This window comes from Morganella psychrotolerans (assembly GCF_965118875.1).
GTDB lineage: Bacteria > Pseudomonadota > Gammaproteobacteria > Enterobacterales > Enterobacteriaceae > Morganella > Morganella psychrotolerans_C.
The window spans coordinates 152,752-177,807 of the sequence record NZ_CBCPJD010000006.1 but is presented as its reverse complement, the minus strand read 5'-3'; the positions used below and the strand labels follow the sequence as shown (position 1 = coordinate 177,807).

Annotated in this window: 22 protein-coding genes; 11 read left to right on the top strand and 11 right to left on the bottom strand. The window is 46.3% G+C overall.

Annotated features, from left to right (window positions below):
• Nucleotides 1-47: 47 nt before the first annotated feature.
• Both ACMHKJ_RS08075 and ACMHKJ_RS08070 read right to left on the bottom strand, forming a co-directional pair.
• Entirely contained in the window at nt 48-1,334 is a 1,287-nt protein-coding gene (locus ACMHKJ_RS08075; protein ID WP_413492977.1) for an MFS transporter, read from the bottom strand.
• A gap of 39 nt (nt 1,335-1,373) precedes the next feature.
• Nucleotides 1,374-2,276 carry a dihydrodipicolinate synthase family protein gene (locus ACMHKJ_RS08070; protein WP_413493313.1) on the bottom strand — a complete coding sequence of 301 codons (903 nt, stop codon included), beginning with the start codon at nt 2,274-2,276 and terminating at the stop codon, nt 1,374-1,376.
• Nucleotides 2,277-2,595: 319 nt separating this feature from the next.
• Here ACMHKJ_RS08070 and ACMHKJ_RS08065 point away from each other — a divergent pair, with 319 nt between their 5' ends.
• Nucleotides 2,596-3,375, top strand: coding sequence for an IclR family transcriptional regulator (locus ACMHKJ_RS08065; RefSeq protein WP_413492975.1), 780 nt, complete (start codon nt 2,596-2,598; stop codon nt 3,373-3,375).
• Between the two features lie 550 nt (nt 3,376-3,925).
• Here ACMHKJ_RS08065 and ACMHKJ_RS08060 read toward each other — a convergent pair.
• A complete protein-coding gene (locus ACMHKJ_RS08060) occupies nt 3,926-4,897 on the bottom strand; it encodes an alpha/beta fold hydrolase (protein WP_413492973.1) in 972 nt (323 codons plus the stop codon).
• Nucleotides 4,898-5,141: 244 nt separating this feature from the next.
• Here ACMHKJ_RS08060 and ACMHKJ_RS08055 point away from each other — a divergent pair, with 244 nt between their 5' ends.
• From ACMHKJ_RS08055 to ACMHKJ_RS08030, 6 genes are all read left to right on the top strand, one after another.
• Nucleotides 5,142-5,750, top strand: coding sequence for a TetR/AcrR family transcriptional regulator (locus tag ACMHKJ_RS08055; RefSeq protein ID WP_413492971.1), 609 nt, complete (start codon nt 5,142-5,144; stop codon nt 5,748-5,750).
• A gap of 31 nt (nt 5,751-5,781) precedes the next feature.
• Complete coding sequence (locus ACMHKJ_RS08050) at nt 5,782-6,963, top strand: SGNH/GDSL hydrolase family protein (protein WP_413492969.1); 1,182 nt, start codon at nt 5,782-5,784, stop codon at nt 6,961-6,963.
• A gap of 1,335 nt (nt 6,964-8,298) precedes the next feature.
• Nucleotides 8,299-9,669, top strand: coding sequence for a tyrosine phenol-lyase (locus ACMHKJ_RS08045; RefSeq protein ID WP_067360826.1), 1,371 nt, complete (start codon nt 8,299-8,301; stop codon nt 9,667-9,669).
• Between the two features lie 258 nt (nt 9,670-9,927).
• Nucleotides 9,928-11,190, top strand: coding sequence for an aromatic amino acid transporter (locus tag ACMHKJ_RS08040; protein WP_413492967.1), 1,263 nt, complete (start codon nt 9,928-9,930; stop codon nt 11,188-11,190).
• 84 nt (nt 11,191-11,274) lie between these two features.
• Complete coding sequence (locus tag ACMHKJ_RS08035) at nt 11,275-11,418, top strand: hypothetical protein (protein WP_413492965.1); 144 nt, start codon at nt 11,275-11,277, stop codon at nt 11,416-11,418.
• A 245-nt stretch (nt 11,419-11,663) separates the two neighbouring features.
• Nucleotides 11,664-12,668, top strand: a complete 1,005-nt coding sequence (locus tag ACMHKJ_RS08030; RefSeq protein ID WP_413492964.1) for a hypothetical protein — start codon at nt 11,664-11,666, stop codon at nt 12,666-12,668.
• Nucleotides 12,669-12,860: 192 nt separating this feature from the next.
• Here ACMHKJ_RS08030 and ACMHKJ_RS08025 read toward each other — a convergent pair whose 3' ends face one another.
• A complete protein-coding gene (locus tag ACMHKJ_RS08025) occupies nt 12,861-14,129 on the bottom strand; it encodes a NupC/NupG family nucleoside CNT transporter (RefSeq protein ID WP_413492962.1) in 1,269 nt (422 codons plus the stop codon).
• A gap of 131 nt (nt 14,130-14,260) precedes the next feature.
• Between ACMHKJ_RS08025 and deoD the strand changes: the two genes are divergently transcribed.
• Complete coding sequence (deoD, locus tag ACMHKJ_RS08020) at nt 14,261-14,968, top strand: purine-nucleoside phosphorylase (RefSeq protein ID WP_413492960.1); 708 nt, start codon at nt 14,261-14,263, stop codon at nt 14,966-14,968.
• A 59-nt stretch (nt 14,969-15,027) separates the two neighbouring features.
• Here the strand turns inward: deoD and ACMHKJ_RS08015 are convergent, their stop codons facing one another.
• Nucleotides 15,028-15,522: a DUF4822 domain-containing protein gene (locus ACMHKJ_RS08015; protein ID WP_413492959.1), complete on the bottom strand. Its 495-nt coding sequence runs from the start codon at nt 15,520-15,522 to the stop codon at nt 15,028-15,030.
• A gap of 162 nt (nt 15,523-15,684) precedes the next feature.
• Between ACMHKJ_RS08015 and ACMHKJ_RS08010 the strand changes: the two genes are divergently transcribed.
• A complete protein-coding gene (locus ACMHKJ_RS08010; RefSeq protein ID WP_413492957.1) occupies nt 15,685-15,822 on the top strand; it encodes a hypothetical protein in 138 nt (45 codons plus the stop codon).
• Nucleotides 15,823-15,840: 18 nt separating this feature from the next.
• A complete protein-coding gene (locus tag ACMHKJ_RS08005; RefSeq protein WP_413492955.1) occupies nt 15,841-16,368 on the top strand; it encodes a hypothetical protein in 528 nt (175 codons plus the stop codon).
• Between the two features lie 127 nt (nt 16,369-16,495).
• On the opposite strand, the gene ACMHKJ_RS08000 is transcribed toward ACMHKJ_RS08005, so the two are convergent.
• The 5 genes from ACMHKJ_RS08000 to ACMHKJ_RS07980 all read right to left on the bottom strand — a co-directional run bounded on the left by ACMHKJ_RS08000 (nt 16,496) and on the right by ACMHKJ_RS07980 (nt 23,093).
• Nucleotides 16,496-17,656, bottom strand: coding sequence for an MFS transporter (locus ACMHKJ_RS08000; protein ID WP_413492953.1), 1,161 nt, complete (start codon nt 17,654-17,656; stop codon nt 16,496-16,498).
• A 287-nt stretch (nt 17,657-17,943) separates the two neighbouring features.
• Nucleotides 17,944-18,792 (bottom strand): alpha/beta hydrolase, encoded by an 849-nt coding sequence (locus tag ACMHKJ_RS07995; protein WP_413492951.1) that lies wholly within the window; start codon nt 18,790-18,792, stop codon nt 17,944-17,946.
• A gap of 309 nt (nt 18,793-19,101) precedes the next feature.
• On the bottom strand, nt 19,102-21,144 hold the full coding sequence (locus ACMHKJ_RS07990) for a TonB-dependent receptor domain-containing protein (RefSeq protein WP_413492949.1): 2,043 nt from the start codon (nt 21,142-21,144) through the stop codon (nt 19,102-19,104).
• 388 nt (nt 21,145-21,532) lie between these two features.
• Nucleotides 21,533-22,549 (bottom strand): UDP-glucose 4-epimerase GalE, encoded by a 1,017-nt coding sequence (gene galE, locus ACMHKJ_RS07985; RefSeq protein ID WP_413492947.1) that lies wholly within the window; start codon nt 22,547-22,549, stop codon nt 21,533-21,535.
• 46 nt (nt 22,550-22,595) lie between these two features.
• A complete protein-coding gene (locus tag ACMHKJ_RS07980) occupies nt 22,596-23,093 on the bottom strand; it encodes a hypothetical protein (protein ID WP_413492945.1) in 498 nt (165 codons plus the stop codon).
• Between the two features lie 184 nt (nt 23,094-23,277).
• Between ACMHKJ_RS07980 and ACMHKJ_RS07975 the strand changes: the two genes are divergently transcribed.
• The gene (locus ACMHKJ_RS07975; RefSeq protein ID WP_413492943.1) at nt 23,278-23,700 is read left to right on the top strand and encodes a hypothetical protein; all 423 of its coding nucleotides are present in this window, start codon (nt 23,278-23,280) and stop codon (nt 23,698-23,700) included.
• 4 nt (nt 23,701-23,704) lie between these two features.
• Here the strand turns inward: ACMHKJ_RS07975 and ACMHKJ_RS07970 are convergent, their stop codons facing one another.
• Complete coding sequence (locus ACMHKJ_RS07970; protein ID WP_413492941.1) at nt 23,705-25,009, bottom strand: uracil/xanthine transporter; 1,305 nt, start codon at nt 25,007-25,009, stop codon at nt 23,705-23,707.
• Nucleotides 25,010-25,056: the final 47 nt, after the last annotated feature.

The window sequence follows — 25,056 nt, the reverse complement described above, 5'->3', positions numbered from 1 at the left end:
CTCACCTTCCGGCAGGTTGCCGTCAATCTGACGGCAACAGATCAGGGTTATTTTTTAGTATTGTTTTTCAGCAATGAAATCAGCAATGCACAACCTGCGGTTATCACCGACAATGTGACAATACCTGCCGAATTGCTGCTCATTAATTTATCCATTTCGACACGGATGATCGGTGCCAGGAATGAGCAGAACGCGCCCATCGTGGTACAAAAACCAATACCGGCGGCCAGAGCCGGCCCGCTTAATAACTGTGGCGGAAACGTCCAGAAAACCGGTTGCACAGATAAGAACCCCACCGCACTCAGGCACAGTGCCGCAATCGCAAAGACCGGGCTTGCAAAGGCTGATACTGCCAGCCCGATAGCCGCCGCCAGCATACATATCACAGAAATAGTCACGCGATGCGCCGGGTTACGGTCAGCCAGGCGAGGAATGTAATACACGCCGAATGCCGAACATGCCCACGGAATAGCCGCCACAAGGGATTGTTTAAAGCCCATGCTTTGTCCCATCAGAGAGGCAACCTGGGATGGCAGGAAAAACATCAGTCCGTAAACAGAAATCTGTATGGTTCCGTAGATCAGTGCAAGGTGCCAGACTCTGATATTTTTCAGTGCTGACCTGACAGATGTTGTTTCCGTTTTCGCATTCTCACAGGCCAGTTGCTCAGTCAGTGCGCGTTTTTCTTCCGGCGTCAGAAAACGTGCTTTTTCCGGGCTGTCATCGAGCCAGAAAAAAGCAAAGATCCCGATAAATACTGCCGGTAATCCTTCAATCACAAACATCCAGAACCAGCCGGGACGTCCCATCCAACCGTGTAATTCAAGCAGTGCGCCGGATAACGGAGACCCTAAAGTCAGCGCCAGCGGAACACCGAGAACAAAAATACCGATGACCGAACCACGGACTTTATTCGGGAAATAAATAGATGCCAGTAATAAAATCCCCGGATAGAAGCCGGCTTCGCCCAGCCCGAGCAAAAAACGCAGAATAATGAACTGAGTCTCATTGGTAACGAACCCGGTCATTGCGGAGAGCACACCCCAGATAATGGTTGTAACACTCAGCCATTTCTGGGCACCAATTTTATTCAGGATCAGGTTTGCCGGGATGCCGAAAAGCGCATACGCGGCAAAGAAAATACCTGCGCCAAACGCAAATGCAGAATCGGATAGCCCGATATCAATCTGCATTGCATCTTTTGCGAAACCTATATTGACACGGTCAATAAATGCCACAAAGTACAAAATAAACATCAGAGGTACTAAACGCTTCCACGATTTTTGTATCGCAGAATTTAAAACCGGATTGTCATAAGCTGTTATTGTCGCCATGATCGTTTTCCCTGTGGGTAAGATGTTCTTTCGTTATTATCAGGAAAGGTCAGCGTGCTTGGTCAGCGGTGCCAGTAGTTGTTTTAATTGTTCAGTCTGTACATCATCCAGAGTGCTGAATGGCGGTGTACAATAATCGGACTCAATAATACCTTTCAGTTGCAGGGCTTTTTTAAACGTCGGGATGAAGGGTGAATTAATACCATAAACAGCCATCAGTTGATCTGCGCGCTGCTGGTGTCTGGCGACAGATACCATATCCCCCTGTGAAAATGCCCGCATCCAGGAAGCAAAAAATTCCGGTACGATATTAGACAATCCGCCGATACAACCACTTCCGCCCGCCAGTACTATGTGTGCGAAATTATTGTCATATCCTGCATAGACTTCAAAATGCGGGATCTCCGCTTTCACTGTCTGAATAACCTGCGATGTATGCAGCGTGTCAGGAATGGTATCTTTCATCCCGATGATATTCGGGTATTTATCCGCAAGACGCAGACATACTTGCGGTGAAACTGAATATCCGGTGCGCTCAGGGAAGTTGTAGATAAAAATTCTGGCGGGTGTCTGTTCCGCTATCGCGCTGTAAAACCGGAAAATACCTTCATCGTCCAGCGGAAAATAATAAGGACTGATGATCATGACACCATCAACGCCCTGTTCATAAGCGTAATTTGCCAGTTCAACCGATTCATTCACATCAGGGCGGCTGGCACCTGCATAGACTTTCATCTCTCCCTTGTTGTACTGCCCGCTCAGCCGGATCAGTGTTTTTGCATTCTCCATATTCAGTGAGAAAAACTCCCCGGTACTGCCCATCACCACAAATCCGGATACATGACCATTCAGTGAGTCATAAAGACGCTGGTTTTGTTCCGTGTCTATCCGGCCTTTGTTATCAAAAATAGTGACTGCCGGTGTAATGTAACAACTTTCCATACCCATATCGTTCATATATACAAACCTCATCAGTAAATAAAAACAACATTAAGTAACCATAAAAACAGGAGGGAGTCAAATTTTGACCAAATAAGGGAAAGCAGGGGTAATAACCTGATTTAGTTACGATATGTGATTATTTTTACGTAAAACTCCGCGTATTTTTTATTATTTATAAGATCAGCATCACAACCCGGCGGTATTAATATCTGTCAGCAGTAATCCGGAATAGTAATAACACAGGCAATCTCCCCGCCATGATTTACTTAGCCGGGCTTTACACCTAAAATGACGGCATAAACAGTCAGGGAGGTTATTCATGTCTACGGAACATATGCCAACAATCAGAGTATTAGAGGTACTTCGTGTTTTGGCGGCAGAAAATACCGGGATTTCACTTACTCAGCTTGCAGGAAAGACCGGAATATTAAAGGGAACTCTTTATCCGATATTAAAGACACTGGCTGATCGTCGTTATATTAATTATGATGAAAATACTCAGCTTTATTATCTGGGTATTGCCTGCTCTATTCTTTCCCGTTCATTTTTTGAGAAGTCGTACTGGCTGAAGATGGTCCACCGGGAAATGAATAACATTGTTCAGGAATGTAATGAAGTCTGTCAGATGGGAATATTAGATGGCGCCGATGTTCTTTATATTGACAAAGTACAATCAGCACAAAAAGTACAGCTGATTTCCAATATCGGCACCCGTTTGCCGGCAGTTTATTCTGCACTGGGAAAAGCAATGATATATAACTACAGTGACGAGGATATTCTCAGACTCTATCCTGACGGATTTTCACCACTGACAAAATACAGTATTCGTACAATGGCTGAACTGCGTCATCAGCTTGATACTGTAAAAAATAACAACTATGCTGTTGATGATAAAGAAATAAATGAAGAAACCCGCTGCTATGCTGTCGCATTACGACAAAGGAATAAGATTATTGCAGCAATCAGTGTCTCCATTCCGACATTTCGTAACAATGATAAAAAAATGACCGATATTATCCGGGTTTTACTCAGTAGCCGTGATCGTATTGAGCAGGAATTGAACACACTTCAGGATGTTGATTTTTATCAAAACCCTTAACTATTATTAATTGATATACAGCAGAGAGGCTGATACCTCTCCGCTGTATTTGTTTCCCGGTGTTAACACTACTTTTTAGTGATAAAAATTAACGTTATAAATATAATATTTATAACTTTCCAGGTGTTGTTTACACTTTTAATTTCAGTGTTTTTATATTATAAACGTTATAATAACATTGGTGTTGTAAATATAACTACAGTTACTACTTTAGGTGTTGTTAAATTTATTGTTTATATTTAATAATTATTATTGTCTTTTTGTTTTGGGTATTACCAAACTGCGGGATGATTATCCTATAATAATATTGAACCGTTCTGAAACGAAATCACAGATCCCGGTTAAATTATAAAAAAAAACCATATTCCGGCAAAGACAGATAGCTTTTAAAAAATAAAATATTATTTAATTTCAATAGATTACCAAGGAATCTGCTACCGGTTAATAAACAAAGCGGCATCAATAAAATCCTGCGTGGTTAATCTGTCCTGAAGAAGATAGTCTGATTGTCTGAATGAATAATACCCCCGTCCTGCTTAAGCCGGTGCATTTATTTATTCAGAAATGGCAACAAGGCCGCCATAAGCTGTTCCGGACACTCTTCAGTGACAAAATGACCGCATTCACTGAGCATCACACCCTGCAAATTCACTGCCCTGCCCTGTAAAGTCTGCTGCGGTGCATCACGGGTCGCGTGATCTGCGCCGATTGCCAGAACCGGCATCATCAGTTTTTTCTCTGCCCGCCGTTTGTTCTGACTGATAGTTTGCGGGATAGCGCGGTAATAGGCAAATCCTGCCCGCAGTCCGCCCGGTGATGAGTAGGCATCTATATAGGTTTGTGCCGCGACCCGGTCGCGACGGTAAGACCAGTGATCAAAAATAAAATTCAGGTATTCCTGCTCTTTTCCGGCTGTCAGCATTTCAGGTAAATCCTGCACCTGATTAAACATAAAGTGCCAGAGAAAAATATTTTCTTCCGGTTCAACAAAGATGGACGGTGCCGGTGCCAGGCCCGGTATTACCGCTTCAGTTAATGCTATTTTTTTAATATTCGCAGGATAATCAGCAGCCAGCGCGTAGCCCACCCACATACCGATATCATGACCGACAACGGAGTATTTAGTATGACCCAGTTGCTTCATCATAGTATGTAACGTGGTTGCCACCGCCCCTGTATCATAGCCACTGTCCGGACGGGCAGAATAACCGGTTCCCGGCGGATCAACAGCTATTGCCATATACCCTTCTGCAGCCAGAGCGGACATCACATAACGCCATGCATACCAGGTTTGCGGCCAGCCAGGGATAAGTAAAACCGGTTCGCCTTTGCCCGCCGTCACATAATGGATCCGCTGACCGGCAACGTCGGCATAGTGATGCTGAAAATCAGCCTCATTAAACTGAGCAGACACGGCGCCGGATGCCACATCCGGATTTTTTACACTTTCCGCTGATGCGGTGCCGTACAGTGCAAACGTCATGGCTGCCGCCAGTAATACCTTACTAAATAATGTATTCATAGTTGTTCCGTTGTATACCCTTATTCATTCAGATTGCAGGTTCGTTGGCTACACTACGCCCGCCTGCAACTTGAATGACGTTGGGTATATTGCGTATGAGGAATAAAACCCAATTGTTTGTCAATCGACAATGAATAGATTAAAACGATCCCCAATTCTTTGTCAATCACCAAAAAATAATTATTTGTTAATCGATAAAGAACTGATAGTATTTATCTGACACTACTCAGGCGGAGAATATGGCATGGCAGGCAGACCAAGAGAATTTGATCGTGAAGAGGCATTACGCAAAGCAAAACAGGTGTTCTGGCAGCGCGGCTATGAAGGTACATCCATATCTGATCTGGTTGCTGTTCTGGGAATTGCCTCTGCGCGGATTTATGCCGCCTTCGGCTCAAAGGAGAACCTGTTCCGTGAAGCGGTTGCCCTTTATCTGTCTGAGGAAGGCGCCTTTGCTGATGCGGCAATGCGCGAGCCGGATACCCGTCAGGCCATAAAGCAGCTCCTTGTCAGGGCAGTTGAAACCTATACCCGTGAGAACCAGCCCCGCGGCTGTATGGTGGTGTTGTCACTGACCAATTACGCCAGTGACAATGAAGCGCTCATGACCTGGCTTGCTGACAATCGCCGGGAACGGACGGCGGGCATCATACAGCGAATTGAGCAAGGTGTTCAGTCTGGTGATTTGCCGGAAAACACGGATATACAGGCTCTCGGCGATTATATCGCAACACTGCTGCACGGGATCTCAATCCAGGCGCGTGATGGTGTCAGCCGGACACGCTTGCTGGCGATGACAGATATCGCTATGCGTACGTTTGATGTCATGACTGCTGCATCGGACACATATTAAGCCTGCTTTTATCTCAGGGAGGATCACTCTGATGCCATCTTCAGTTCCTTTCGCCCCGCCATTGCCTGCTGAGTGGATATGCACATGGCTGTCAACGTCTCAGCCGGCATCGGGCGACGCTTTTCCCTTTCCGCCGGACATTCCGGTAATCACAGGTTACCAGACTCTCCGGCAGACATTGCGGGTAAGCCTCGGCGGGCAAAAGCTGCGTCTGCTTTTTTCCAACCGTTACGGCACACAACCGCTGGTATCGGGAGAGAGTTATATTTCAGTACCCGGCTTGTTCAGTGCTGTTCCTGTCACGTTTAACGGGCAGATCGGCACAACAATTCCTGCCGGGGACGTTCTGTACAGTGATGAGATTCTGCTGAACATTCCGCCGTTATCCGTAATTAGTCTGCGTATCTTTTTACCGGAGCCGGTCGCGGTGAATACTTTCCATTGGGATGCCCGTCATTTTTCTTTACTGGAGGCAGGCAATCAGGCAATCAAAGAAGAAGTCGGAGAAGGTCAGACAATCAGTTCCCGCCTTTTAATTGAACGTGTACAGGTTCAGCCGGGGTCCGCAGACAGCACTCTGGTGGTTATCGGTGATTCGATGGTTGATGGCAGCGGTGTGGAAATGGACACTTATGGCCGCTGGACAGATTTTCTGGCTGAGCGCTTTATTGCAGAAAATATCGCGGTGGTTAATGCCGGACAGTCGGGTTCCCGGTTACTGAAAGACGGGATAGGCATCAGTACATTGTCACGTTTTGAGCGGGATGTCCTTCATCAGCCCGGCGTCAGTGCCTGTATTGTACAGGTCGGATTAAATGATATCGGGTTAGCGGGAACAGTATTAGATCCGCAAAGTTCCGTTCCGGCAGCAGCTGTATTGATCAACGCTTACCAGCAATTACTGAGTATGGCGCGGGGAAAAAATATCCGTATGACCGGTGTGACACTGGTACCGCTGCGGGGAACCGATGAATATGGTATGGAAAATTTTTATCAGCCTGAAAAAGAGACTGTTCGGCAGGAGGTTAACCATTGGATACGTACAAGTGGTGAATTTGATGCTGTTATTGACAGTGACCTGCTGGTGCGAGATCCGGCACATCCCCGGCAGCTCAGTGCGCAATATGATTCAGGCGATCACCTTCATCTCAACAATGCAGGGCACAGACTGGTAGCACAGTCCGTTCCGCTGAGCGTTATCCGCGCTGATTAACATTTTGCTGTGGTAGTTAAATGTCCCGCAATTTTGCGGGACATTTAACTTTATACATGACCCATTTCCCTGCTTTCAGGCAAAATCCACAATATGTGGATAAACAGCCGCATTTCTTCTGCCGGGATCAATAAGTAAAACGTGATCTTTACTGCATAATTAACATTTCTTGTATTTATATAATCGTCTGTATTCGCGGAATCTGATACAGAACCGCGTAGCCATAATTACGTAGTGATATCCTCATCATCTTCCGTAAAAAACAAACAACTAAGATGTAAAAACTATAAAAACAAATAATTCAAGATTTAACAACCGAATATATTGCTTATTGACGACCAATTCATCAGGTATAGTCTTTCTGCTGTTAACTCAATAGTGGGTATTCGGTTATAGCCCGTCAATATCAGGTGTAAACTTTTGGGTACATCATTTTTCTTTGCTAACATGTCTGTAAAGTGAAATCCGTGAAAACGATCACTAAACAGGTAAGATTGAAATTGCATAACAATTCACTTCTTTTATTAGATATTTTTGTTATTCCCTTGTCGTACATGTCCGGGAGAAATGTAACGAAGCATAATCTCTGTGATCTTCATCATCAGATTTATCCTATCCGGGTCACACTTTTATTTTTATCTTAAAATCAGGTTAATAAATCCCCGTGATCACAATGTTTTTCCGTCTGATCAAAAAATACACATGAAATTATAACTATAGTTATATATTAAATTTACTATCCAATAATGATGTAAAAAGAAGGTGCATGCATAATTTATAAAAGCGTATTGTAATATAATACATCTGATAATTTATTATACCTGTAAAGATAGATGCATTTATTTTTCATAAAGCACTATTTGTATTTTTGATGGCTATATAAATAACCGGGAAGTAAAGACAGAATGAAAGCATCATATAAATATCGGGAACCATTGAGTTATCACTATTTACATCACTTTAAAAAATAAATTTACCTCAAATAGTAAATCAAAATACAACAATACATTAACAACTATCAACATATTGAATAATAACAATTATTTTAACATTGGTGATATAGATCACCTTGTTTACACTTTTAATTAATGCTGGTTTTTTTATTTATATCGCCTCTATTCCATTTTCAATTCACTTCGAGCATGATGATTTCAAGCCAGACAAGAACGTCATCTACACCAGCAGCAATAAAAGTAAATAAATAAAATTTGAATTAACGCAAGAAAATTACCGGATTTACAAATGCTATATCATTCACCGGGCATGCTATTTATAACCAAGTAAATGCCTGTGTAAACTATCGAGTTATTATTATAAATAATTGGAGATTTTACCATGATGTATCCAGCAGAACCGTATCGTATTAAAAGTGTTGAAACTGTTTCCATGATCCCTCGCGAAGAGCGTATCAACAGAATGAAAGAGGCCGGTTACAACACATTCTTGTTAAATTCCAAAGATGTCTATGTCGATTTACTGACAGACAGCGGCACCAATGCCATGTCCGATAAGCAATGGGCCGGCATGATGATGGGTGATGAAGCTTACGCGGGCAGTGAAAACTTCTTCCACCTGGAAAGAACTGTTCAGGAATTATTTGGCTTTAAACACATTATTCCTACACACCAGGGCCGCGGCGCAGAGAATTTACTCTCTTCTTTAGCCATTAAACCGGGTCAGTATGTTGCAGGGAACATGTACTTCACTACCACCCGTTACCATCAGGAAAAAAACGGTGCCACCTTCGTTGATATCGTGCGTGATGAAGCTCACGATGCCGGCCTGGATGTGAAATTCAAAGGCAACATTGACCTTAAAAAGCTGGAAAAACTGATTGCAGAAAAAGGCGCGGAAAATATTGCGTATATCTGCCTGGCAGTAACGGTAAACCTGGCAGGTGGTCAGCCGGTTTCCATGGCAAACATGCGTGAAGTCCGTCAGTTATGTAATAAACACAAAATCAACGTGTTCTATGATGCAACCCGTTGTGTTGAAAACGCCTACTTTATCAAAGAGCAGGAAGCAGGTTTTGAAGATGTCTCCATCAAAGACATCATCCATGAAATGTTCAGCTACGCTGACGGTTGTACCATGAGTGGTAAAAAAGACTGTCTGGTGAACATTGGTGGTTTCCTGTGTATGAACGACGACGACCTGTTCTCAGCAGCACGCGAACTGGTTGTGGTTTATGAAGGAATGCCTTCTTATGGCGGCCTGGCTGGTCGTGATATGGAAGCAATGGCGATTGGTTTACGCGAAGCAATGCAGTTTGAATATATCGAGCACCGCGTTAAGCAGGTTCGTTATCTGGGCGATAAACTGAAAGCGGCCGGGGTACCGATTGTTGAGCCTGTCGGTGGTCACGCAGTATTCCTGGATGCACGTCGTTTCTGCGCACACCTGACCCAGGATGAATTCCCGGCACAGAGTCTGGCAGCCAGCATCTATATGGAAACCGGTGTCCGTTCAATGGAGCGCGGTATTATCTCCGCAGGCCGTAATAAAGAAACCGGCGACCATCACCGTCCTAAGCTTGAGACTGTTCGTCTGACTATTCCTCGTCGTGTTTACACTTATGCGCACATGGATCTGGTTGCTGACGGTATTATCAAGCTGTTCAAACATAAAGAAGATATTAAAGGGCTGAAGTTCATTTATGAGCCTAAGCAGCTGCGCTTCTTTACTGCACGCTTTGATTACGTATAACAAATTGGTGACAAAGGCCTCATTACTTTAATGGGGCTTTTTTGTCTCTGCATCTTATATACCCAACGTCATTCAGGATGCAGGCAGGCGGCAAGGAAAGACAGACGGGGAGCATAGGTAAACTATGTGACCCGGTGGGCTGACCGCAGCCAACACACCTGCAGTTTGAATAAATAAGGGTATAACAATAACGAACAAATAAAATCGATAGATATGAATGCTGTTGGTGATATTGATCATTAATAGGAAACTTTTATTATGAGTGTTCATAGTTCCGATACAAATAAATCACCCGGACTGACCAGCGGGACAATGCTTATTATTGCAACAGTCGTTGGCGGCGGTATGTTTTCATTACCCATTGCAATGGCCGGAGTTTGGTTTTCCGGTGCGACCATTATTTTACTTTTAGTCTCCGTCATGATGTTAATGACCGGATTAATGTTAGTTGAAGTAAATCTTCATTTCGAACCGGGCGCCAGTTTTAATACATTTACAACTGAATTATTGGGCAAAAAATGGAATGTCGTCGTAGGTATCGCCTTCGGGTTTGTACTCTATATTCTGACCTATGCCTATATTTCCGGCTCGTCTGCTGTCATTTCACAGACAATACTGAAATACACCGGGACCGCCATTCCGATTAAAGCCGCGGTGGCGATTGTTGCCTGTCTGGTCGGTGTGATTGTCTGGTACAGCTCCTTGTGGGTCGGGCGCATTACCACCATCCTGATTTTCGGTAAATTTATTGCCTTTTTTGCCACATTTTCAGGACTGGTTGCACATGTGGAAATTGCGAATCTGTTTGATTCAGCGTCGGTTGCCATTAAAGGTACCAGCTATCTCCCTTATGTGCTGATGACATTACCGTTCTGTATTATTTCGTTTGGTTTCCACGGTAATGTACCGAGTCTGGTCAAACTGTACGGCAAAACGAAATTCCGCTTCATCACCCGCTCAATTATTATCGGCACGGTGTTTGCGCTGCTGCTGTATATTTTCTGGCTGGGTGTCACGATGGGGAATATCAGCCGGGCAAACTTTGCGCCAATCATTGAGAAAGGCGGCAATATTGATGTTTTCGTTGAAGCAATCGGCGGTGTGATGTCCGGCAAAACCATGGAAGTCATCCTGACATTCTTCGGAAACTTTGCTGTCGCCAGCTCACTGTTAGCCGCAACACTGGGATTATTTGATTATATCGCTGACCTGCTGAAGTTTAAAAACGACAGCGCCGGTCGCTTTAAAACTGCCGTGGTGACATATCTGCCGCCGGCTGTGGTGTGCTTTTTCTTCCCGAACGGATTTGTGTACGCCATCGGCTACGCCGGTCTGGCCTTTACTATCTGGAGTGTGATTTTACCGCCATTCCTGGTTAAAGCATCCCGTAAACGTTACAGCAGTGCCATATATACCGCACCTTGTAATAACGCGGTACTGAACGTGGTGATTGTCTGTGGTGCGGTAGTTTACTTAACCGTGATACTGGATGTGTTCGGCTGGCTGCCAACCTTTAAATAGAAGTGTGTTACTGACGGCCGGATGTTGAAAAATATCCGGCCGCTTTTGCAACACCACACAGACTAATCTGCCGGGAGGCAAATTATGTACTTCTCTCTGCTACACTGGCAATCCCCACTGTTTACCCGCAGACAGGCTCTGCGTTTACTGGTTCAGTTACAGCGCGCCATACACATGACCCGCAGAGAGAGACGAGCCTGGCGGATCAGAAAAAACGCATCGGAATGAGTACGGAAAACTGATCAATTTTTGCAATTAACTTACGGTAAAGCGCTTTCATAAACTCTCCAAAACCGTGATAACCATCACGTCACATCCGGTGTATCTTACTCATCCGGCCCTTTCCTGCAAGTTTTCCCCGTACTTTTTTTATCCTGTTCACTGTAAAAAAATCACGACACTTTATCACTCACCACACAACAATATGATATTGTGATGCAATCGTTTGTTCGCAGCATTTTACGGGATAAATTATGCAAAAACCCTTATTTATCGGCACATTATTATCTGTATTCTTTCTCAGTAGTTTACACCCTGCCTTTGCGCTGACGTCACAACAGACAGCAAATACCTTGTCGCTGACAGAACTGGCAGAGACCTACAGCCCGGCTCAGATTTCATCACTGACACAACAACCCGGTACAGACAAATATGACGCACTGATGGTCACTATCGGCGCACTGACCCCGGCGGATCTGAAAACGCCGGCGGCAAACAGTGACAAACTTCAGACGTTTGTTGATGCACAGCAGAGCAAAATCCGCTATCTCGGTAATGTCTCGGATAAAAATATTGTCCCGCGCCTGCTTGCAGCATGGGATGCCGCCGTCTTCCCGAATGATTCAAAGACACTGATATCACTGAATAAATTTATTGATAAAGGCTATACCAGCGGCTACAACCTTGTGGATGTGCGGGAAGAATCGGGGTTTGATAAAAAACGGATGATCCGCTACGGACACAATGATATCCATCACGCAGCACAGTTAGTTTATCTGCTCAAACGCGAAGGGTTTGACCCGAAAGTACAGCTTACGCCGAAATCCTCTGCATTTGTCTATCTGGAGGAATGGGGTGAATCTGATTATCCGGTAACCACACTGAAAAGCGGGAAAAAAGTCGCTATCGCCAGCGAATATAATCTCGATTTTGAATTTCCGACCATCGCAGAAAGAGATCGTTTTCAGGCACTGATTGACCAATACGCCAAGAAAAACAGCGCTGATCAGAAAGGGCTTATCCGCGCAGCCTGGTGGCAGCCGTTCTACCGCAGCTATGTGCCGGTAACCGGTTATGATGAAGTGACTGAAACCCGTGTAACAAAAGGTCATTATCAGGCGGATTTAATGGCTCTGCCGGAAAATGCAGAAAAACAGGCAGAGAATATCCGTAAATCAAAAAGTGGCATGCAGGTCAAAAGTGAGAAAGTCTGGGTAAATCCCTCCTTTTTCCGCTACCTGAAAGGGGATTATAAGTAGCCGTCCGGCATACAACATGGCGCTGTGTTAAGTCCGGCGCCACTCTCCCGGTTCACTGATAACGGGCAAACCGAAAAGTCGCTGTAAACACATCCGTGTGCGCTCAGGCACGTCATCCCTGACGTGCATGCTTTTCGTCCGCCTGCCCGTTATCAATTCACCTGCTATTTCAGTTGCTTAAAGCCGGATTTGTCACCCGCCGATAAACAATCCGGCTATCGTCGCCGCCATCAGGTTGGATAACACCCCCGCGACTAATGCTTTCATACCCAGTGTGGCAATCTCTTTACGCCGCTCCGGGATAAGACTGCCTATTCCGCCGATAGCTATCGCGACAGTACCGAAGTTGGCAAATCCGCATAATGCAAAAGAGAGAATAATTTGTGTACGCTCTGTCATCGGCAATCCGGTGGCAGCGACAACAGCATCACCTCTCAAATATTCAGCCAGATTCACATACGCGAAGAATTCATTGATAACCACTTTCTGACCAATGATCCCACCTGCGGTCAGCGCTTCATTCCACGGAATGCCCATCAGCCAGGCCATAGGCGACAGTACATATCCCAGAACAAGTTCCATGCTGAGCTCAGGTAAACCAAACCAGCCGCCGACACCGCCGAGCAATCCGTTCAGTAACGCGACCAGGCTGACAAACGCCAGCAACATTGCACCCACCGCCAGCGCCATATTTAAGCCATTCATTGCTCCTTCCGCTGCCGCATCAATAATATTGGCAGGGCGATTTTCCTGCACCGGTTTGGCATTGGATTCATCCGCTGTTTCCTGCGTTTCCGGGATCATCAGTTTGGCGAATAATAAGCCGCCGGGGGCTGCCATAAATGACGCAGCCAGCAAATACTCCATTTTTACACCGAGTTGTGCGTAACTCACCAGCATCGTGCCGGCAATAGAAGCCAGCCCGCCGCACAGCACGGCGAACAGTTCCGAGCGGGTCATACTACCGAGATACGGTTTAACCAGTAACGGCGCTTCTGTCACACCAAGGAAAATATTCGCCGCCGAGTTCATGGATTCTGCCCGGCTGGTTTTCAGTAATCGTTGTAATCCCCCGCCGACCCAGCGCACAATAAATTGCATGATCCCCAGATAATAGAGCACCGCAGACAGTGCAGAGAAAAAGACAATAATCGGCAGCACCCGCAGAGCGATAATAAAGCCACCACTGCCGAACACTTCATACATTTTATCGCTGACCAGCCCGCCGAAAATAAATTTCGTTCCCGCATTATTAAAGTTGATCACCGTTGTAACCGCGTCTGCCATCACGAGAAGGACATTCTGCCCGACCGGGGAATACAAAATTAATCCGCCCAGAATCAATTCAATAATAAAAGCCAGCCCTACTGTGCGAAAATTAATCGCACGCCGGTTCTCAGACAATAAGTATCCGATCCCCAGCAACACCACTATCCCCATAATGCCGATTGCTGTATTCATAATGTGTATCCGGTAGAAACCCTGAGTGAAAAATCCCGCCGCAAACGGCGGTACAAAAAGCAAACCGTGCTAACATGCTGACTGACAAATACCGCCCCCGCACACAGTTTGATTGAGAGGAGAGCACTTTTATGGCAGTTGCAATTCAGGCAGACGCAAACGATTTCGCTGAAACCATTATTATGCCCGGAGATCCCCTGCGCGCCAAGTTTATTGCTGAACATTATTTAACGAAAGCGCGGGAGGTCAATCACGTCCGTAATATGCTGGGCTATACCGGTGAGTATAAAGGTAAGCAGGTTTCAGTCATGGCACACGGCATGGGTATCCCCTCAATTTCTATGTATGCCTATGAACTGATTAACGATTTCGGTGCTAAAAACCTGATCCGTATCGGCACCAGTGGTGCGGTACGTGATGACGTGAAATTGATGGATGTGGTCATTGCCATGGGTGCAAGTACCGACTCAAAAGTAAACCGCGACCGCTTTTATAACAATGACCTGGCAGCGATCGCAGACTGGCATTTGCTCTCTTGCGCGGTGAAAACAGCGGAGCGGCTGCAACAGCCGGTAAAAGTCGGCAATGTCTTCACCGCCGACCTGTTTTACAGCACCCGCCCTGAACTGTTTAAGGTGATGGAACAATACGGTATTCTCGGGGTGGATATGGAAGTTGCCGGTCTGTATACCGTAGCGGCAGAACTTGGTGCGCGGGCGCTGGCAATACTGACCACCTCCGATCATATTAAAAATGGCGGAAAACTGACTATCGATCAGCGCCAGAATGCAATGCACAATATGATCGAACTGGCGCTGGAAACCGCACTGATACTGTGACCCGGCTGTAAAACAGAAAAAGCGCCATCGCGGCGCTTAATTTGCTGACAAATCAATACTTACTCTGCGGTTTTAGGTTTATGAACAATATCCGCATAGTGTGTTTTATCATCTGCTTTCGGATAGACGCGATAAATATATTCATCCGGCGTGACTTTAATATTCTCCACAATACGGGTGAACAAAACCTCACCTTTATCATTTTTACCGGTCAGTGATCGGGTTTTACCGTCTTTACTGAATGACCAGTCACCCTGCAATTTAAGTTTTCCTTCCGGTGTATACATTTTGACCGTGCCGTCTTTTTCATAATCAGCCAGTCCGAAGAAACCCTCCACACTCTTATCGGTTGCGGGGATCTCTTTACCGTTCTGATCAAGCGCCTGTGTTGTCACCCAGGTTTTACCAATCAGATAATCTGCCGTATTGCCGGCCTTTACACCTTCTGCCTGTGTGGTGAAGGTAATAGTACCGGACTGTGTATTTGTCTCCGCCAGGGCGGAATATGAAAATACAGATGCCGTGATACCGGCAATCAAAATCATTTTTTTCATGTCAGTTCCTCAGGTTATCGGACTAAATCAATGTGATCAGTAATAGCATCAATAATAATAAAATTAATCCTATTAACTTATTTTTTATGTAAACAAATATAAATATTTATAAATTATATGTTTATTCACCTGTTTCCCTGCCGGCCAAAATAAGGAGATAAAATGGAGAATTATGAAGAAATTATGATGAATTGTGCAGGGATTATGATTTCACAGTCAGAAAGGGTAAAACGGATTGTCAGCAGTTCCGGAATGTTTAATGATAGCGCCAACAGCAACACGAAGATTCATTCAAATTAATACAGAAGGAAAATTAACATGAATAAAATGATTGCAAGCGTTATCGGTCTCAGCTTATTAGGTGCAGGTTTTGCGGCAGTTGCAGCACCGGCTCCGGTTAATCAGCAACAACAAAATACACAGAACATGAATGATAACGGTAATTACCACCGTGGTAATAATAATGGTTATTGCGATGGTAACGGCGGACGCCACGGCATGATGCGCGGTAACCACAACGGCAATAATAACCACAATGGTCGTGGCTATCATAACAACCGCGCACCGATCTACCAGGCATCACAAACTACCGCCACACCAGGTGAAACCCTGAAAAAAATGATTTCAGATGCTCCGGCCGTGAATAAAGACGGTAAAAAATATCATGTCCGCGCCAGTGTCCGTGATATGAACCATAATCAGATGTATCAGTCATCTGTCACAACAGATGCACCAAAAGATGCGCTGACAAAAATGGCAGGTGATGTACCGGCGCCGGTAAGCGGTCAGCAATATTATGTCCGCACCAGCATTGTTGAGATTCTGCCGGATAACACCGCACAGTAATCCTCTGATTTAAAAAAGAACGCCGCATTTATCAATGCGGCATTCTTTTTTTTGATATATACCCAACATCATTCAGGATGCAGCCAACACTCCTGCGGTTTGAATGAATAAGGGTATAACGGAGCAATCAGCTTGCCAGAATACGTGACTTGCGGCGAACGGCTGATAACAGCATATAAATTGCGGTGGACAACAGGACAATAAAGAAGAAATTCATAATGCCGTCGGGTTGTTTCATCAATTTCCCGGCAACCAGCGGACCTGCCGCTGAGCCAATGCTGTAACAAAACAGCATGACCTGAGTGGCGGCAACAATGACATTCGCTGTGAGCGTGTCACACGCCAGCGTGATCGCCACCGGATAAAGGGCAAATGAAGACATCCCCAATAATGCCAGCCCGGCAACCATCACCAGATAATGCCCGGAAATATAAATGATTCCCATGGCAAATACGCCAAGCAGAGAGACCATTGCCAGCAATAACACTTTACTCATCCGCGAGGATAACTTGCTGATCACCGGCTGAATAATCATCCCGCCGAGAATAATCGCCGCCATCAATCCGCCGACCTGCTCTGTATTGTACTGTTTTTCCTGTAGCGCCAGCGGCATCAGCCCGTAAATTGTTCCCATCACAATACCGGATGTCATACAGCCGACCATCGCCGGTTTACTCAGACGAAAAATTTGCTTCAGAGAAAGGTTTTTGTGTCCGCCATGGCAGTCCGGCTGCGCATCGGAGAACAGCAGTGGCAGAACAGCAATCAACAACACCGCGATGACCACAGCAAACGGCACCACACCCGCCGTACCAAACACACCGATAGCCAGTTGCCCCAGCGTGGTACCACCGTACAGCGCTGTCATATAGAAACTCAGTCGTTTGGCACGGATAGCCGGGTTATCACCAATCAGTAACCAGGATTCAATCACCACAAAAATACCGGCAACCGCAAACCCTGCCAGCAGGCGGGATACCAGCCAGGCACTGAGTTCAGTATAAAACGGCAGAATAACGACCGTGGCAGCCAGTGCCAGAGCGAACAAAATAAATGACCGGCGGTGACCAATGCGGGCAATAACCGGTTCAATCAGCATTGAGCCGAGTAATAAACCAACATAGTAAGCACTGGCTAACCAACCTGCATATTCACTGCCGATAGCAAAGCTACCCAGCGACAGCGGGATCAGGCTCATCAGATAACCGGATGCAATTGCAAATAAGGTCAGACCCGCGACAGGGATTAACACGCTGTCATGACGCGGTGCGCTGGTATTGTGAATCACTGCACTATCTCCACCTAAACAAAAAAACTAAAAAACATGACGCTGCTTTTTTCTCAGGTTTATCCATCGCCAAAATAGTTAATGGCGGATCTGGGCCGGAAGCAGTGGATTTATATCAGAAACGCAGCGGAATATAGACTGTTATGAAAGAGAAATGAAATCAAAAAAACTAATGCTGACGAATAGTTTTTGTCATGCGTGGAGATAACAGGGAAAAATGTGGTTTTCCCTGTTATTAACGATATTTTTAAATGAAAATTAACAAAAAATCAACGTAACTTTCGGATTTACGGAAGCAGTAAAATGACCGTATTAATCGCATCCGGAATCACACTGCCGTGCGATTTACCGGCAAAGCTGTGCAACTGACACTGTTTTCCCTGCTGTTGTAATTGCTCACAAACTTCACGCGCCGTAATGTCACTGTAACGGGAGGCAAGATTCTGTTTTTGTTCATCACTCATGCGTGACGGATCAGGTTTTTCCTCCAACCCGCCCTGTGTAATGGTCAGGCGGATATCCGGTGAAACTGCCGCAATACGCTCCGCTGTCATATAAGTGCCGTGTCCCCACCAGAGCGAGGGACTGGCGCTGATATAGTCGGTAAAGAGATCCGGCTCTGACATGGCGGTGCGCAATACAAATAGCCCCCCCAGACTGTGCCCGAAGAAATAGCGCCTTTGATTATCGACAGAATAGTGATTACTTACCCACGGAAGAACCTGTTGGCGGATAAACTGCCGGAAAGCGACTTCACCACCGCCATCAGCGAACTGTTCACCAGCCGCCGGGGGCGTATAATCAAGAGTGCGTATTTTCGGATAGGCGATATCAGACGGATAGCCAATGCCGACCACCAGCGGCAGCGGACGGATATTCCCGGCACTGAGCTGATTGAGCATCATCGGAAACTGTCCGTTACCATCCAGCATATAAACCACCGTATAAGCCGCCTGCGGTTGTTTCGGCTGCGCGATATACAACCGGTAAGCCCGCCCGCTGTTATTCATCTCATGATGCATCACAGTAAACTGCTGCTCTGCCGCCTCACTCAGAGGTGTTATCTCCTGTGAAGGACGCGCCATCAGCGGAAAAGCCGCCATCAGGCAACTGAGCACAATTACTTTTTTCCACATCACATAACCTCAGAAATCATTTAGAAAACACATCAGCCACATCAGCCACATCAGCCAACCACACCAGATATTACGCGAATTCATTTGTTCTGAGAGCGGACAAATCAGATATTACGCAAAATCATTCGTTCTGTGGCAAGGCAGCAACCGAAAAAAACCGGGGAGCATACACAAGTATGTGACCCGGTTTTTTAAGGGCGGCCAACGCCGCCACAGGACGAAGGATGAAGCGTAAGGGTGCATACATAAGTATGTGACCCGGGTTTTGAGGGCGGCCAACGCCGCCACAGGGCGAAGGATGAAGCGTAATCAGAAGTTGATTTTCAGATTAGCCCAATACCTGCGCCCTTCATCGATTTGCCAGTTCCCGTTCACATCAATATCATCACCTTTTTCATTGGCGATATTCAGGACGGCCAGGTTCAGCAGTGCATTTGGCATCACTTTGTAGGTCAGTCCCAGATCCATTGTTGTTATACCGCTGCGTTCACGCGGCTGTTTTGCCCCGTTGCGTTGTGCTGCCCAGATTTGTTTGCCTGTGTAGTTTGCGCGGGTGTAGAAATTCAGATCCGGACGGAATTGCCAGTCGAGGTTTGCATTTGCGGCATGACGCGGTGTCATTTCCAGCGGCTGACCTTTGAGGGATTGCCCGTTCAGCTTTTCATCATCACTTTTACGTTCTGAGTCTGTGAAGGTGTAATTCATGCCCAGGTTCCAGTCCTGTGCTACCGGAATGCGTGTTGCCATTTCGACACCACGGATATTCGCTTTACCCACGTTATCGTAGATAAACATATTCAGCCCGGTCAGCGGATCGGTTTCACCGGCAACCTGATAGCTGGTCAGCTTATTTTTAAATTCTGTATTAAACAGTGTTGCGCTGGCAGAAAAACCGGATTCATGATCATACGCAATACCCAGTTCTTCCGTGACACTGGTTTCCGGTTTCAGGTCGCGGTTACCATACATAATCGCTGCCCCGCCCTGGGTGGACGTCCCGAAGTTCGGACTGAGCTCACGCAATGACGGTGCACGGAACGCTTTTGCCACGCCGCCTTTAATGGTAATTTCATCGGTCAGTTTGTACACCGCATACGCACGCGGATTCCAGTGTTTGCCATAAAATTCATGGTCGTCCATACGCAGACCACCAGTCAGCGTCAGAGAATCCGTTACACTGAATTCATCTTCGACAAAGAGCGCTTTTTGATCTGCTGTGATGGTTTCAGTGACTGTTTTCTTTCCTTTAATCGCAGAATCATCTTTCAGTTTGGCATACTGATATTGTCCGCCGACTGTCAGAATATTATCCGGCAGAAAGGCGGTCACTTTTCCGTCAACTACCGTGTTGGTGATTTCCGGCTGGCGCGCATCATAGGCCATATTCCAGATTTCACTGGTTTTTTCCCATTTTCCGGTATTGGTTTTCCGGATGGTATTTTCCTGATAAACACTGACATCACTGTTTATCTCATCCCAGTCGCCTTTCCAGGTTAATGCCCAGTGATTGCGGTCATTATGAACTTCAGATTTATTATTTTTCTGCTTCAGCCCGCCACGGATAGCATAATCATCAATAGATTTACCCGGCGTAGAGGTATGTTCCTGCGTACTGCGCCCCATTTCGGCTAAGAATTTCTGCCCTTCAACCGGGGTAAACGCCAGTTTGGCGGTGATGTTTTTATCATCACGGCGCGGCGTACCTTCCAGTAACTTATCTTCACGGCGATAGTTCATTCCGCCATAAACCTGTAAACCCAGCTTGTCTTTAATCAGCGGACCGGAAACATAAAAATCGCTATTAGCCGAATTCCCGTACTCATTACTCTCCTGGAGAATACCGCCCATTCCCATGGAGCCGTGCCATTCTTCGGAGACAGCTTTGGTGATGATATTAATCACGCCGCCCATAGCATCAGACCCATAGAGGGATGACATAGGTCCGCGGATAACTTCAATACGCTCAATAGCTTCAACCGGCGGAATAAAACCGGATTCATAGCCACCGCTGCCGTTCGGTCGGGATTCACGGCTGTTCTGCCGGCGTCCGTCCACCATGATCAGTGTATAATCACCGGACAGCCCGCGGATACTGATATCCGGCTTCATGCTGCCGCCGATAATACTGACACCTTCCACATCTTTGACAGCATCATTCAGATTGCTGATGGGCTTATTCTGCAATTGTTCTTTGGTGATAACCGTAATGCTGGCAGGCGCGTCGCGCATTTCCTGCGCAAAACCGGATGCCGTAACAACAATGGTATCTTCTTTTTTATTTTCGGCGTAAGCCGTGGTGGCTGCGGTCATAACTGCGACCGCAAGTAATGAGCGTTTGAATGAAGTGTGCATAAAAATCCCTGACAAGATTGATATTTTTTATAAGAAATATTAAATGAGAATGATTAATCCTATCATTGATATCCGCTAATGAGAATATAATCAATAATGGTAATTATTATAAAAATAATAGTTATTTGATTATTTATCGTTAAAAAATGAAGAAAATCTGGATAATTTATTAGCGGAAGGAAAAAAATATAAAAAAAATGCTGTAATTTCGGGTGAAATTACAGCTTTCTAATGAAATGCCAATATTAATAATGAGGGATAGTTGATAAATAAAATTAACACATATACGTCAGGGATTTCTGTTCATCACATCAACAACATGTGACTGAACCGACAATACTGACAGCATAACGTATCTTTATCTGCACCCGGCGGACAAATCGTGCGGTCAGTCGGCATATCCCTGAGGATTTTGTAACTGCCAGCGCCAGGCATCCTGAGCCATATCATCCACAGAACGAACCGCACGCCACTGCATGTCACGCGCTGCTTTTTCCGGGCTTGACCAGCACTCGGCAATATCACCGGGGCGACGATCACAAATCGCATACGGGACAGGTTTACCCACCGCTTTACTGAAGGCGCTGATCATTTCCAGCACACTGGTTCCCCGGCCGGTTCCCAGGTTATAAATGTGCAATCCGGATGATTGCGCGACGGTATTCAGTGCCGCCACATGTCCGTCGGCCAAATCCATTACATGAATATAATCACGCACGCCGGTTCCGTCAGGTGTCGGGTAATCATTACCATAAACAGAGACTTTCTCACGGCGTCCGATAGCAACCTGAGTAATGTACGGCGTCAGGTTATTCGGAATACCGGCAGGATCTTCCCCCATCGTTCCTGACGGGTGTGCGCCGACCGGGTTAAAGTAACGCAGCAGAGAAACAGACCAGGTGTTATCAGCGGTCCATACATCACTGAGAACCCGCTCAGACATGTATTTACTGGTGCCGTAAGGATTGGTGGTATTACCAATTTCAGATGTTTCGGTAATCGGCACACTTGCCGGATCGCCGTAAACGGTTGCCGATGAACTGAAAATAATCCGTCTGACCTGCGCCCGCTCCATACTACGCAACAATACCAGTGTACCGTTGATATTATTATCATAGTATTCAACAGGTTTACTGACAGATTCCCCGACAGATTTCAGACCGGCAAAGTGAATAACAGCATTAATCTGATGTGAGGAAAATACCGTGTCCAGAAAAGCTTCATCACGGACATCACCCTGATAAAAAACAGGTTCTTTCCCGGTGATTGCTTTTATTCTGTCCAGCACTTTTTTATTGGCATTACACAGATTATCAATAATAACGGGGGTCATTCCGGCATGAATTAACTGAACACAGGTGTGGCTGCCGATATACCCCATGCCGCCGGTGACAAGAATTTCCACATAAACCTCTCAGACTTAATTCTGAATAAAATAATAGACCGCGCCATCAGCGTGGTGGCTGTAATTCTGCCGGAACGGCGTCTGCCGTCTTAATCAGGTTAATAAAATCAATGCCTTCCGGACTGAAAATAAACAATGCGTAATCTGTCGCCATTTTGATTTTGTCATCGCGGGTAATCCCCGGGAAGCCCGGCATTGGTCCGCCTTTCTCAACCTGTTTAATCAGACCAACCTGATCAATCATCACGCTACAGGCCAGCTGACCGTTCATCTCTTTCTGATCCATCCGAACCATATCGCCCTGATACGGACGGGATGTAAAATGATCAATTCCACCTTTATCCTGAACCGCCACACTGTACTGATTGGTGGATTTATCCAACCGCACCAGTCCGATATTCTGCGCATCACCCCGGACAGGCAGCTTATAAACACCGGTAAAATCAGGGCAATTTGCCTGTGTCTGTGCCGGTGGCAGAGGTGCGGCACAGCCGCTGAGCAGTATCGGGAGCAGTGCGGTTGCCAGCCAGAGTTTCCGCGTCATAAATATCCTTTTGTCAGTCCATTTTCCGGGTCCGGAACAGACAGAGAGCTTACCATATTTTCGGCATCATCCGGAAAACGGAACCTCCGGTGATGATATTTTCACTTTTTATGGAGTTATCTCATTGAATATACGCTGTTCATTCTCATAATAAGCGGTTCTGCTGTCCACATGGATGTTACTCATGCCTCCTTTCACCCGTTATCTCCCGTTTCTGCCCTTTATCGTGATAGCCATCATACTGTCTGTTTTTATTTATCAGTTTGCACAGGCCGATTTACAGGGGCGCTACCGGGAAGATAACCGGTTCATGTATTTCCTGCATACCGACAGTGATATCCGCAGCGTGCCTCGTATCTCAGATGATTTTTATTTTGATTATTCGCGGGATGATAATGACACCACAATCAACAGCATTACCTTCACCGGCACGATACAAACTGATGAAATCGGTGCTTATCTGAACACGCTCGGTTATAAACAAGTCCTGCGCCGGCTCGACGGAACAACGCTTTGGGAGCCCCGTAAAGGACAGGGGAAAAGCTATTTCCAACTGGAAACAGATACGCCCGCGGATGCCGTCCGTCTGACCAAAACCCGCCGCTGACAGACTATTTTATCTTATCCCAGCGCACCAGATTCTCAGACACCACCGCCAGTAAAATAGCAACCAGCATACCGTTTCCGAGCAACGGACGCAGTAACACAGGCAGGTCACTGATAAAAACAGCCGGAGGATTAATCAAAAAAATCCCTGTGAACAGCGGCACCGCAAGACGATAAATATTACGCGGATTGAGTACCGTTTTATCGACAAACGACAGCGCCGAAAACAGCAGTGGCAGATACGTTGCCAGCATCACCGCACTGCCTATAGCCAGTGGCAGCCCGCTGAAAAAGATCGTCAGCGGCGTAATCAGCCCCATCAGTAAAAACAACCCTGCGCCGACGACCAGCGATGTCCGGCTGCTGTCATTGGTCTGGGTAATTAATCCGACCGATGACACAAAGGGTGCAAACGGCACGACCGCCAGCGGTGATGTCAATAATGTCACTGTGCCGGTCACCATAAAACTGCGCCGGTACATTTTGCTGTTCTCCTGCAACCTGTCCATGTAAAACACATCCGTCGCACGGATAGCCCCGAAAGTGTTACTGATATTCAGCAGGCCGGTCAGAATACAGGTGATAATCACACCCCAGCGCAATTCAAACCCGGTTGTCTCCCCCAGCGGCAGTAACTGCCACGTAGTGGAAGCCGCATCCCTTGCAGGCGGTGAAAATAGCAGCACATACGCGCCCCAGCCCAATAACACTCCAATCAGTAAGGCATATTTTGCAACCGATGCCGGTGCATAGATAATCAGCCCGAGAACCAGAAACAACGTCACCAGAGCAAGGAAAAAGACCGGATAATTCACACCAGCATCCGGCGGCATAATCCCGAACGGCAGCCCCAGCATCCCTTTAAGAAAAATAGAAATAAGCTGTGCACCCATCATAAACATAAACACCGCCATGACGGTCGGGGTAAAAATACGGGCGATCCGCGCCCCGGCACCGGTTATACCAATCACCAGAGTGATAAGTCCCGCGCAGGCAATACCGATAGCTATATTTGCCCCGGTCACGCCCGCTGAGGTGCCGAAAGAGGCTTCTGCTACGGAGATCCCCAAAATTGTCGCCCACCACAGCCCGGTCGGCCCTTCCATAATCGCCCGCTGATGCCCGGCAAATACCTGAACCAGGCTGCCCAGCGCTGTGGCAATAAAACTGTATTGTGTGATTGTCAGTGTCACCGCATCTGAGAGATTAAACGCAGATTGCAGCGTCGGCGGGATAAGCACCGTGTTACAGAAAATAAAGAAATACCACTGAAAACCGGAGAGCCAGTGGTCTTTTTGCATTTTGATCATGAGGTAACGCCTTTTGGATAGATACCCAACGTCATTCAGGATGCAGA